We start from the raw sequence: 11,690 nt of genomic DNA on the forward strand, positions 1-11,690 counted from the left end.
CTGGTACCGGCACGTGTGCTGGTCGTGTTGCCAGCGCTGGACGACGACGGTCTCACCGGCCTCTACGGCCCCGTGCACACCTGCTGCCCCAGGCGGCGTCCGCAGCTAGTGTACCAACGGTGTCCCCGGGTGCGGAAAGATGCCCCGCGTGCGGATCACGCCCCGGCTACGCGGGTGTGACAGGATAGAAGGGGATCACCTGAGCGTGCTGTGCTGTGCGCGCACGGCGCAGGCGAGAGCATTGGTTGCACAGAACCGAAGGAAAGTCTAGATGAGTACCATCGACAAAATCTTGATCGCGTTGTTTGCCCTGGCGTTGGCCGGTGGCCTGATTGCCTGGGGCCTGCATGCCAGCTGGTGGGTGGGGCTGGCCGCCCTGATCGCGGTCGCGATCCTCGGGATCTGGAGCATGCGAGATCGGAAAATGCTCAGGGTGATGGCCCGGCGGGAGACCCAGCTGCTGGACCAACAGCACCAGGTGCTGCTCGGTCAGCATCAGGTCCAGACTGCGCTGACCGAGGTCGTCGAGCAACAGCGCGAGGCGGTGGCCCGCACCGCCTCGATCGCCTCGGCGACCGAGCAGATCAACGCCACGGTGGATGAGGTCGCCGGGCAACTGACCCAGCAGGGTGGCACCGCGCAAGATCGTCACGATCAGGTCCTCAAGACGGTCCAGGACGGTACCCAGCACCTCGATCGGCAAACGCGGAACCACGTCAATAACATCAACCGGCGACTGGGCTACGCGCGAGAAGAGATTGAGGCCCAGCAGTATTTGCAACGTCGCATCGATACCGGCACGCTGTGGCCGTCCACCGGTGGCTGGGCGTTGGATGCCCGTTCGGCGGTATACCTGCTCGATCTACTCGATCAGGCTCGCCCGCAGCATATTGTCGAGCTGGGCTCGGGCACGACCACGTTGTTGTTCGGCCATTATCTGACCACACACGGTGGCCGACTGTACTCTTTCGATCACCTAAACCACTACCGGGATCTCACCGCCAATTATGTGAGTTTGCACGGGCTGGAGCCGGTGGTGGATCTGCAGCTAGCCCCCCTGGCACCGCAGGTACCGGCGTCAGACACCCAGCCGACTGAGGATGCCGAGCCACCTCAGTGGTACGACCTCTCCCAGGCGCGACTACCCGAGCAGATCGACCTGTTATTCGTCGACGGTCCCCCGGCAGCCACCGGCCCACACGCCCGGTATCCGGCCCTCAACGCGCTGGCAGACCGGCTGGCACCGGGTGCGGTGGTGATCCTGGACGACGGTGTGCGTGATGAAGAACAGCAGATCGCAACCCGGTGGGCCCAGGAGCACCCCGAGCTGGTGCGAGAAGCACCGGATCTGACCGCGATGATCGTGTTGCGCAAGAAAGGCTAACTCCGACCGGTATGACCACTCCTATTCCGCAAAAAACTGCCCAGCCCCGGGGCAAAATATCCGGCACTTCCGATCGCCGGCCACGACTGAAGATGTCGATCTACGGTTATCTCATCGCCTGGCTGGCACCAAATATTGTCATGGCCGGGCTGGTCGTGATCCTCAATCTCTTGCCGGTGGCCGAACAGGTCGGTGATCTGACCCCGTTGCTCACCCTGGTGGGGCTAGCCGGTCTGGTGCTGGGTCTGCCACTGACCCTGTTGGTGAACTGGTTGTTTCGGTTCACGCTCAACCAGGCGGTGCACGTACTGGCCTATGCCCTGGTGGGCATGCTCTACGGGCTGGTGGTGCTCGTCGGTGGGCTCGAGGGGCTGTTGCCGCTACTGATTCCGGTGGTCGGGTTTCCGGCCGGGATCCTGATGGCCCTAGGCCGGTGGCTGGCGATCCCATTCACCGATGTGGTGGATGCCGACGGACACATTTTGGCCCCTGGTGAGGCTGACGAAGATCCGATCATCGACGAACAGTAGCCGGTCGATCAGACCCGGCCTGCCGGAGGAAAATCTGAGGAAAAGCCCTGACGGAAATGAGGATATGACGATGACCGAATACTCCATCCACGAACCAGCACTGGCGCTGTCTATTGCCGGCTCAGAAGCCACCGGTGGTGCCGGGGCGCAAGCGGATCTGAAGACCTTCCAGGAGCTGGGGGCCTACGGCATCATTGCGCTGACCTGCATCGTGGCCTTTGACCCCAACGATGACTGGAACCACCGGTTCACCCCGGTCCCGGCCGAGGTGATCGCCGATCAGCTAGAGGCCATTCAGGCTAACTACGCCGGACAGTTGCACAGGACCAAGTTGGGGATGATGGGCTCACCGGAGACCATTCACACGGTGGCGCGCGCACTGCGGTCTCAACAGTGGCAACACGTGGTCCTGGATCCGGTCCTGATCTGCAAGGGTCAAGAGCCCGGCCACGCCCTGGATACCGATGAGGCGCTGAAGGCGGAACTGTTGCCGCTAGCGACCTTCACCACCCCGAACCATTTCGAGGCCGAGCAGCTGTCGGGCCTGACGATTTCCTCGGTGCAGGATCTGCAGGAGGCCGCTCAGATCATCCACGATCACTCTGGTGCAGCGGTGCTGGCCAAAGGTGGTATCCGTTTAGAGGGTGACCAGGCGGTCGATGTGTTCTACGACGGAACTGATATGGAGGTGCTCAGCACACCGAAGGTCGGCGATCATGCCGTCTCCGGGGCCGGATGCTCGCTGGCGGCTGCGGTCACCGCCGAGCTGGCCAAGGGTGCCTCCCCGCGTGAGGCTGCGTATACGGCCAAGGAATTCGTCACTCGTGGCATCGCCCAGCGGGTGAGCGCCAAGACCCCGTTTGACACGCTCTGGCAAGGCGGACTGCGCTAAAAGTTGCGCTTACACCGTCGCCACCGGCGCGGTGACCAGTGCAGAGAGCAGGGTGTCGGCGTGGACCAGGCTCATCCCCGTCTCGGCGCGGATCGTCTCCACTGCGGTTGGCAGTTTCCAGGATGCCAGTGACTAGTCAGCCTGCACCAGTTGCGGTCGCGCAGGTGCTACGGGACTGTCGTGCTGCTCCGACGGAACCTGCTCGACCTGGAATTCCGCGCGGATGTTCTGCTGGGAAGGCTCAGCTTGGTGATCGGCCGACTGTTGCCGAAGCTGCTGTTGAGAGTCTTGCTGTTGGGGTTGCTGTGCAGACTGTTGCTGCGCACCATCACCGGAGGAGTCTTGTTGCTCGTTGAGTTCCTGCTCGGTCGGTTCGGGCTGGGAGGAATCTGGGCTAGGGGGTCGTGATTCGGCGTTGCCGGCACCACCCTCATCGGAGTCTTCGGGCACGAATCCTCCGTCTTCACTACTCATCGAAGCCCGAGCTTGCTGTGCTTCGGAAAGTTTCGACTCGATCTCGCTGAGACTCTCCTCGATCTGCTCCATATAGGTCTCTTTCAGCTGGCCCCAGGCCAAGGCGGAGACCGACTCGCCCGTCGTGGGGATCGCGGCCAGAATAGAACGAGCCTGTTGGGCCTCGGTCTGCAAACCGTTCAAGGTTGCAATATATTCGGAGGTTTCCTGAAGATCGTTCAGATTCGAATCGGGAATCTCTTCGAGTTCCTCCAGCACCGGCTCGATCTGCGACGGCAAGGTACAGTCGGCATCTTTGGAGTAGATCCCGCGTTTGGCCTCGAAGGCCTGCTGACGCGCCTCGTTGAACTCTTGAGCCCGAGCATCGTCTTGCGCTTCTTCTGTATAGGGCACCGCATAACCGGAACGCACCATTTCGAGCGCCAGATCATCGCCAGATTTCTCCAAATCCGCCCAGACCTCGCCATTCGGGGCGTTCGGATAGGCCGGGTAGGTGGGATTCACCGTCGAGCCGGCAGGCGCCAGTTGTTCGAGCTGGTTTTTAGCTTCGTCATGCAAACAGGTGTCCAGCGTTTCGCTGGCATCATCTTCAGGCGGAACCGGGGCGCGCATGGCCTGCATGCGGACCACCTGCTCACCGGTGTTAGCGGTAATCTGCATTGACTGTCCGGTCAGCACCTCATCGATCCGCGCGGAGTCCTCGTCTTGGGCGAGATTTCGTACCACCGTCAGTACAGTCAACGTGAGCAACACCAAGGCCACCAGGGTCAACAAGATCATGATGGACCAGTTGATGCGGCGTTTGCGGCGGGGGTTTGAAGACATAAGATTCGCTAGCAACTTGACGACGAGGGCGGGTCCAGCACGTCAGAGGGCGGTACCTCTGATCGAACGTGCTCCCTAAAGTGTAGCTAATGATCGAGGTGCTGTGAGGAATACCGACGAATACCGGTGCTGAACAGCCACATGAGGCGAAGCACCGGCCTGCAGGCCTGCGATGCTAGGGTAGTCCGTGAGATTGCTCCCCTGCTCGTGATCATCTCAGGATCGAAAATACCGGGGGAACCGAGCCCCTAATAAGGATTGATCGTGAACCGCACCATTCTTCCCGGATTGGTACTCTCCTTCGCGATAGGAGCACTGGCACTGGGTATGATCGCTGGCATCGGCGACTACCTACCCGGTGTTTCCGGATTGCTGGTCGCCATTGTCATCGGGGTGTTATGGCGGAATATCGCCCCCGTGCCAGAGGTGGTTGAACCGGGGATCACGGTGGCATCAAAAACGGTGTTGCGCTGGGGCATTGTGCTCATGGGGCTTCAGCTGGCGGTCGATGAGATTCTCGCACTCGGATGGGGCACCATTGTGCTGATCGTGCTCGCTGTGGTCATCACCTTCGGTGCCACCGTTATATTGGCCAAGGCCTTGCGGGTGCCCAGCGCTCTGGGGTTACTGATTGCCAGCGGGTTCTCGATTTGTGGAGCTGCGGCGGTGGCTGGTGCGGATTCGGTGCTCAAAGCCAAGAAAGAATTCACTGCGACCTCAATCGGGCTGGTGGTCCTGTTCGGCACCCTGATGATCCCCGCTATGCCGGTGCTGGTGGCACTATGCGGATTTTCCACAACTCAAGGGGCGATCTGGGCTGGCACATCGGTTCATGAAGTCGCTCAGGTCGTTGCGGTCGCCGAGACGCTGGGACCAGAAGCCTCCACCACAGCGGTGACGGTGAAACTGGGCCGGGTGATGATGCTGGCCTTCGTGCTGGCAGCGATAGCATTTCTCAGTTCCCGCCACCCGTCATCTCGATCCACCCCGGAAGACCCAGCCCCTGGATCACGTCCTGCTCTGGTGCCCTGGTTTGTGATCGGGTTCTTCATCATGGTGGCACTGCGCTCGGTCGATATTCTGCCTCCGACGGCCCTTGAGGTGGTCCAACTGATCCAGTCGTTGTTCTTGGCGACCGCGATGTTTGGGCTCGGTATGGGTGTACGCATCCGGTCGCTGGTGCAGGTGGGCGCTCGCCCGATAATGTTGGCTACCCTCTCGACGCTCATCATTACGGTCATCGGGGGCTTGGGTGCAGGACGATTAGCCTAGTCGTGCACTAAAGTTGAATCCGTTGCACCGCGATCGTCACCGGCGCGTGATCGTCGGCCCCCAAAACCCTAATCACTCAGGAGTTCTCCACCTTGTCTGCCAGAGATGACATCGTTCGCGTCTTGAACGAGGACGACCGCAATCAAGAATATGCCGACCCGAAACTGTACAAAAACTCCCTATCGTGGTCGGGCCGAAAATACGCTTTTAAACGGGCACTGAAGAAATTCGGCACCGATGGCGGAACCGATCTGTCGGCGAAGCTCACCTACTACACGGTCCTGTCCATGGCTCCCGGTCTGCTGGCCGTATTCTCCATGCTGTCCTTGGTCTTGTCCTCCAACGCCGAGGTTATTGAGAACATGCTCGATGATGTGATCACCCAGGCAGTTCCGGAAGACTATCAAGCGCTGGTACAAGACCTCGTGGAAACCATGATGGACTCGGCCACCGGTGGCGTGATCGCGTTGATCATCGGTGTGATTACAGCACTGTGGTCGGCATCGGCCTATGTTAAGGCGTTCTCCCGGAACATGAACTCCATCTACGGGGTGGCTGAAGGTCGCACCTTCATCAAGAAGAACCTCACCATGGTGCTCACGACCGCAACGGTGCTGGTCGGTGTCGTCGTCATCCTGATCTCTTTGGCCCTGAACCGTCCACTCGTCGATGGGCTGTTCGGCCCCATTGCGGAGCCGCTAGGATTGGAAGGCGTCCTGGCATTTATGACGGACACCTTCTTGCCGCTCTGGGCATGGCTACGCTACGTTGTGGTGGCTTTGGTGTTGATTCTGGTCATCGCCGTGATGTACCACTTCACCCCCAATGTGCAGAAGCCGAAGTTCACTTGGTTCTCCATTGGCGCCGTGGTGGTGTTGGTTGGTAGCGCGATTGCCGGTGTGGCCATGGCGATCTACCTGACCTACTTTGCCTCGTACTCATCCTACGGTGCGGTCGGAACCATCATGGCGGTGCTGTTCGTGCTCTGGATTTTCAATATGGTGATGCTGCTGGGGGCCCTAATCGATCACGAAATGTTCCGTGCCCGCCAGCTGGAATCCGGCATTCCTGCCGAGGTCCACGTCCAGCTTCCACCGCGTGATACCGCCGGTGCTGAGAAGGCTAAGGAAGACCAGGACAAGCTGATCGAAGAGGCCCGTACCCTTCGTCGGACCATGAGCAACCCACTAGCCCCGGAAAATCGCGACGTCGACTAAAAGACCACACCGAGGAAGTCAACGTCTGCCTCAGAGGAAAAGGATTGGAAAATATCCCGGGCGCTGTTAGGCCATCGAGGCTTCCTTTTCCTTATCCTCCTTCGATTCTTTACCGCGGTCCAGACCCAACCGGGTCAATGGCACGCCGTCGATCGCGCCATCGATGGTGCGCTCAGCTTCGTCGTGATCGACGTCAAGCACCAAAGCGACCTCGGCGATAATCATGTCCTTGGCCTCTTGATAGAGGTTTCGCTCGGCCATCGAGAGCTCCTTCTCCTTCTGGCGGCGGTAGAGATCCCGGGCGACTTCGGCAACATTGTCCAAATCACCGGTAGCCAGCTTTTCGCGCAGTGCTTTCAAACGACGGGACCACTGCTTTTCCAAGGTGTCACCATCCTTGGCCAGCAACGACATCAACTTGCGCAACCGAGTATGGCTGGACAGGTCTCGAACACCGATCTCCGACAGGCTCGATTCAGGCACAGCGATCTGCAGGCGCTGCTCCTGGACCTCAAGGACGACATAGTCGACGTCTTCACCCTTGATCTTTTTGGTGTTGCGGCTCACCACTTCGGCCGGACCGTGTTGCGGATGGACGACGAACTTGCCTGGGGTTAAACGCATGGAGCAGATGCACCTTTCTTTGATGGCACAGCATAAGCGCCCGGCATTGCAACGAAGTGTCGGAATACCGAGCGCTCGCTGTTTTCCTACTGAGGTACACCATACTAGCACGGAAACGGCCGCATACCACAAAATATCACTCAGAGCAAGAATGACATGCACGTGGCATGTCAGGCTCGAATTCACCCTCGCTGGACAGCGCTACACGTTGTCGACACCGGATTGTTCCTGAAGGAATTGGAAGACCTCCACTTCATCGACACCCGGGAAGGCACCGGTGGGCATGGCCGCCAAAATGTGGGCGTTAGTTCGCGCCGCGGGCCACGCATGTCCACCCCATTCGGCTTCAAGTTCCGGGGAAGGCAAGCGGCAGCACGTCGGGTCCGGACACCGCGAGACAGACCGCGAGGTGGTATCCCGACCACGGAACCACCGCGCCTGATCGAAAGGGACCCCAATTGAGGACGAGTAAAGACCCGAGGAGGAAGACTCCACCACGGCGGTGCACCAATAGGTACCGGCCGGGGTATCAGTGTATTGATCGAACGCGCGGAATCGATTCTGGACGTCAAAGACTTCTCGGGAGGTCCAGTACCGACAAATCTGCTGGCCTTCGATGGCTCCAATACTGTCTGTTGGGAAACTCACCCCGTCGTTTTCGTAGGCTTTATGCACCACTCCGGACTGGTGCACTTTCTGAAAGTGCAGGGTAATACCCAGGTGTTCGGTCGCCAGATTGGTGAACCGGTGGGCAGCAGATTCATAGGAGACCCCGTAGCCATCTCGCAGATCCTCAATGGCCAGATCTCGGTTCTGATGAGCAGCCTTCAGCTCTTTGACCACAGATTTTTCTGGCATGAGCAACGCGGCAGCACAGTAGTTGATGTAGACCCGCTGTTTCAGAAAGTCCTGATAGTCCACCGGCTCACCGAATCCGAGCACATAGGCCGCAATCGCCTGCAATAAGACCGACCGAGCGTCATGGTCGGTGTGCGGTCCGCCGGGCAGATAGAATCGTCGGTTCTTCAGGTCAGTAACCGAGCGGGTGGAGTGGGGCAATGAGCCGACGAAGTGGATCGAAAATCCCAGGTGGTCAGCAATGTTTGCGATTCTGCGGTGAGTCAGTGGCCCCGAGGGCTGGCCCACCGCTTCCAGCAGTTCTTGAGCTGTTGATTCCAGCTCGGGGTAGTAATTGTTGCGCTCACGCATCTCCATCCGCAATGCGACATTGGCTCGGCGAGCTTCCTCCGGCGTAGCAACCCGCTCGGCAGCTTGACGTCGTAATTCGCTCGCTAAGCCCGCAATCGTTTCGAGCACCTCGGTGGGAGTCCGGGAGGTGATCTTGACTCCGGGAAGCCCCAGCGCGTGAAAGTGCGGGGATCGTTGGAGTTTCTCCACCGCGATTTCCAGTTCGGCTCGTTTGCTCGGAGGTTTAGCCGAGAGCATGTCGTCAACCGAGACGCGAAGTTCTGCCGCCAAGGCAGACAACAGTGATAGCTTCGGCTCGCGGTGGCCGTTCTCAATCTGGGAGAGGTGAGAGGCCGTAACATCCACCCTGCTTGCCAGATGTTCCAGGGTAAATCCGGCCTTCTTCCGCTGGTGACGCAATTGGCGTCCCAGCACCACGGAATCCAGCCGTGCTACCTCGCCGGTATCGGTCACATCGTCTACTGTGTTTTGCACCATAATCACAGCGTAGTTAAAAACCGCGGATTTTTCCTCCTACATCCAGCCCTTCTTCTTAAAGATCAGATACAAGGTGAGGCTCGCGGTCAACATCAGCCCAATGGCCCACAAATATCCGAAGGACCAATGGAGTTCTGGCATGTCGTCAAAGTTCATCCCGTAAATCCCGGCAATCACCGTGGAGACCGCGAACAGCGCAGCCCATCCCGATACTTTTTTCATATCCTCGTTTTGTTTTCGGCCCACCAGCGTAGATTCCACGGTCAGCGCATTCTGCAATGCGGCCCGAATACCTTCGAGTTGTTCGACATCACGGGTAACATTATCGCGGACGTCACGCAGGTGACGAGCGAATTCTTGATCCATGCCGTACTTCGTGGCTCCCCGAGTCAGCAGATCGATCATGTGCGATAACGGGCGAGTGACCCGCAGGAACTTCACGATCTCGTTGAATAGCTCGTAGATGCGTTGCGAGGTTGCCACCGTTGCCGAATCGCCAAACAGTGAGTCCTCGATGTCGTCCAGATCATCGTCGAGATCGATAATGATGGGCGCATAGCCGTCAACAATACCGTCGAAGACGAAGTACAACATTGTTTGCGGGTGCCCGGCGTCCATCACATGCCGCCGGAAGGGGCGGTGTAGCCAATGCACGACTTTCTGAGCCAGTGAGTGGTCATCAGCGAAGACCAAGAAGAAACGGTCGCCGACAAAGATATGCAGTTCCGCGAACTTCATTTTTTCGGTTTTGTCCACGTACTGGGCCCAGTGCAGCACGACGAACAGTACCGAGTCGTAGCGTTCAAGTTTGGGGCGCTGGTGTCCTTGCAAGGTATCTTCGACCGCTAATTCGTGTAGCTCAAAGTACTCGGCACACTGCTGAATTTCAGCCGAACTGGGTTCTGAAACCACCACATGGGCCCTAGCATCGGGGTCTGACGACAGACGCGCGAACATCTGTTCAATACTCTCCAGTGCTTCCAACCGTGGGGCCGAGGCCCCGTGCTGGACGTTATCAACGGAGTGCAAGAGATAGGTCATGGTGCATCTTCCCATCGTCTACTTGTCACCTTGGCCTACATATTCTTGCATGGTTTGCCTCGGTGGTCACCGCCACCGGCACCCGAACTACTTCGGGTCGTTGGTGGGACACTGCTACCTGCCGTCCGGGTCGCGGAGTGTTCGCGTGCGCGCATGTGCTCTCGCAGGCGCGCGGGCGTGTATGAGGGTAACCATCCGACAAATCGTCGCTTTTTTTGTTCTGCATCTCACAATTTTGCAGATGAGGGGCGAATCGTTCGAAAGAAGTCATATTTTTTCCAAATGGTTATCTGAAGCGCAATTTTTTTCGACAATCCCCTGCCTCACTGGCGACAAACACGGAAGAGTAGAAACTACCCAGACGGGAACCGAACCATTCGGAACCGTCACGAAAACGACAAGAGACGCCACACTGATACACACTCAAGGAGTTCAGATCATGTCACAGCACACTCCCGCTTCCGCAGAGCAGATCCAGCACGACTGGGACACCAACCCTCGTTGGGCGAACGTCAAGCGCACCTACTCGGCCGACGAGGTCGTGAAGTTGCGTGGTCGTGTGCAGGAAGAGCACACTCTGGCGCGTCGCGGATCGGAGAAGCTCTGGGAGCAACTGACTACCGAGCACCCTCAAGGTGAGTGGACCAACGCTCTGGGCGCGCTGACCGGTAATCAGGCTGTTCAGCAGGTCAAGGCTGGACTGCGGGCCATCTACCTGTCTGGTTGGCAGGTGGCTGCTGACGCTAACCTGGCCGGCCAGACCTACCCAGACCAGTCGCTGTACCCGGCTAACTCGGTCCCGCAGGTCGTCCGCCGGATCAACAACGCACTGTTGCGGGCGGATCAGATCGAGTTCTCCGAGGGCATCCAGACTGTCGAAGACTGGCTGGTGCCGATCGTGGCCGATGCTGAGGCTGGCTTCGGTGGTCCACTGAATGCCTATGAACTGATGAAGGCCATGATCACCGCCGGTGCTTCCGGTGTGCACTGGGAAGACCAGCTGGCTTCCGAGAAGAAGTGTGGTCACCTCGGCGGTAAAGTGCTGGTTCCGACCAACCAGCACGTGCGCACTCTCAACGCTGCCCGTCTGGCCGCTGACGTCGCCGATGTTCCCTCGGTGATCATCGCCCGCACTGACGCTGAAGCCGCCACCTTGCTGACCAGCGACGTCGATGAGCGCGACCAGCAGTTCCTGACCGGTGGTCGCACCGCTGAAGGCTTCTACGAGGTGCGCAACGGCCTGGAGCCCTGCATCGCTCGTGCGAAGGCCTACGCAGAGTACGCCGATTTGATCTGGATGGAAACCGGTACTCCGGATCTGGAGCTGGCTCGTGAGTTTGCCGAGGCTGTCAAGGCCGAGCACCCCGACCAGATGCTGGCCTACAACTGCTCGCCGTCCTTCAACTGGAAGAAGAACCTGGATGATGAGACCATCGCGAAGTTCCAGCGCGAACTGGCCGCGATGGGCTACACTTTCCAGTTCATCACTCTGGCGGGCTTCCACGCTCTGAACTACTCGATGTTCGACCTGGCGCGTGGCTACAAGGAGCGCCAGATGTCAGCGTACGTCGAGTTGCAGCAGCGCGAGTTCGCTGCCGAGCCACAGGGTTACACCGCTACCAAGCACCAGCGCGAAGTCGGCACCGGCTACTTCGACGCGATCTCCACCGCTGTCAACCCGGATTCCTCCACGGTCGCTCTGGCCGGTTCGACGGAGTCTGGACAGTTCTAATCCCTCACCACCA

Annotated in this window: 10 protein-coding genes; 6 read left to right on the forward strand and 4 right to left on the reverse strand. The window is 59.0% G+C overall.

The window, feature by feature from the left end; all coding sequences use genetic code 11:
• Positions 1–271 precede the first annotated feature (271 nt).
• From DCC25_RS07630 to thiD, 3 genes are all read left to right on the forward strand, one after another.
• Entirely contained in the window at positions 272–1,384 is a 1,113-nt protein-coding gene (locus DCC25_RS07630; protein ID WP_110101223.1) for a class I SAM-dependent methyltransferase, read from the forward strand.
• A gap of 11 nt (positions 1,385–1,395) precedes the next feature.
• Complete coding sequence (locus DCC25_RS07635; RefSeq protein ID WP_199445897.1) at positions 1,396–1,914, forward strand: hypothetical protein; 519 nt, start codon at positions 1,396–1,398, stop codon at positions 1,912–1,914.
• 70 nt (positions 1,915–1,984) lie between these two features.
• Complete coding sequence (thiD, locus tag DCC25_RS07640) at positions 1,985–2,806, forward strand: bifunctional hydroxymethylpyrimidine kinase/phosphomethylpyrimidine kinase (protein ID WP_233487959.1); 822 nt, start codon at positions 1,985–1,987, stop codon at positions 2,804–2,806.
• 132 nt (positions 2,807–2,938) lie between these two features.
• On the opposite strand, the gene DCC25_RS07645 is transcribed toward thiD, so the two are convergent.
• Positions 2,939–4,105: a thermonuclease family protein gene (locus DCC25_RS07645; RefSeq protein ID WP_110101225.1), complete on the reverse strand. Its 1,167-nt coding sequence runs from the start codon at positions 4,103–4,105 to the stop codon at positions 2,939–2,941.
• 264 nt (positions 4,106–4,369) lie between these two features.
• Here DCC25_RS07645 and DCC25_RS07650 point away from each other — a divergent pair, with 264 nt between their 5' ends.
• Entirely contained in the window at positions 4,370–5,377 is a 1,008-nt protein-coding gene (locus tag DCC25_RS07650) for a YeiH family protein (protein ID WP_110099929.1), read from the forward strand.
• A gap of 92 nt (positions 5,378–5,469) precedes the next feature.
• Positions 5,470–6,594, forward strand: coding sequence for a YihY/virulence factor BrkB family protein (locus tag DCC25_RS07655; protein ID WP_233487961.1), 1,125 nt, complete (start codon positions 5,470–5,472; stop codon positions 6,592–6,594).
• Between the two features lie 66 nt (positions 6,595–6,660).
• Here DCC25_RS07655 and DCC25_RS07660 read toward each other — a convergent pair whose 3' ends face one another.
• The 3 genes from DCC25_RS07660 to DCC25_RS07670 form a co-directional block, all read right to left on the reverse strand.
• Positions 6,661–7,218: a CarD family transcriptional regulator gene (locus tag DCC25_RS07660; protein ID WP_110099928.1), complete on the reverse strand. Its 558-nt coding sequence runs from the start codon at positions 7,216–7,218 to the stop codon at positions 6,661–6,663.
• A gap of 201 nt (positions 7,219–7,419) precedes the next feature.
• Positions 7,420–8,904: a helix-turn-helix transcriptional regulator gene (locus tag DCC25_RS07665; RefSeq protein ID WP_110101226.1), complete on the reverse strand. Its 1,485-nt coding sequence runs from the start codon at positions 8,902–8,904 to the stop codon at positions 7,420–7,422.
• A 36-nt stretch (positions 8,905–8,940) separates the two neighbouring features.
• A complete protein-coding gene (locus DCC25_RS07670; RefSeq protein WP_158278410.1) occupies positions 8,941–9,945 on the reverse strand; it encodes a magnesium and cobalt transport protein CorA in 1,005 nt (334 codons plus the stop codon).
• Between the two features lie 439 nt (positions 9,946–10,384).
• Here DCC25_RS07670 and aceA point away from each other — a divergent pair, with 439 nt between their 5' ends.
• A complete protein-coding gene (gene aceA, locus DCC25_RS07675) occupies positions 10,385–11,677 on the forward strand; it encodes an isocitrate lyase (RefSeq protein ID WP_110099925.1) in 1,293 nt (430 codons plus the stop codon).
• Positions 11,678–11,690 lie beyond the last annotated feature (13 nt).

The sequence above is a fragment of the Auritidibacter sp. NML120636 genome (genome assembly GCF_003185945.1).
Lineage (GTDB): Bacteria > Actinomycetota > Actinomycetes > Actinomycetales > Micrococcaceae > Auritidibacter > Auritidibacter ignavus.

Bases quoted from the DNA above. Each gene is read 5' to 3' on its own strand.
- DCC25_RS07630 (WP_110101223.1), top strand. From the start codon at position 272: ATGAGTACCATCGACAAAATCTTGATCGCGTTGTTTGCCCTGGCGTTG.
- DCC25_RS07635 (WP_199445897.1), top strand. From the start codon at position 1,396: ATGACCACTCCTATTCCGCAAAAAACTGCCCAGCCCCGGGGCAAAATA.
- thiD (WP_233487959.1), top strand. From the start codon at position 1,985: ATGACCGAATACTCCATCCACGAACCAGCACTGGCGCTGTCTATTGCC.
- DCC25_RS07645 (WP_110101225.1), bottom strand. From the start codon at position 4,105: ATGTCTTCAAACCCCCGCCGCAAACGCCGCATCAACTGGTCCATCATG.
- DCC25_RS07660 (WP_110099928.1), bottom strand. From the start codon at position 7,218: ATGCGTTTAACCCCAGGCAAGTTCGTCGTCCATCCGCAACACGGTCCG.
- DCC25_RS07665 (WP_110101226.1), bottom strand. From the start codon at position 8,904: ATGGTGCAAAACACAGTAGACGATGTGACCGATACCGGCGAGGTAGCA.
- DCC25_RS07670 (WP_158278410.1), bottom strand. From the start codon at position 9,945: ATGACCTATCTCTTGCACTCCGTTGATAACGTCCAGCACGGGGCCTCG.
- aceA (WP_110099925.1), top strand. From the start codon at position 10,385: ATGTCACAGCACACTCCCGCTTCCGCAGAGCAGATCCAGCACGACTGG.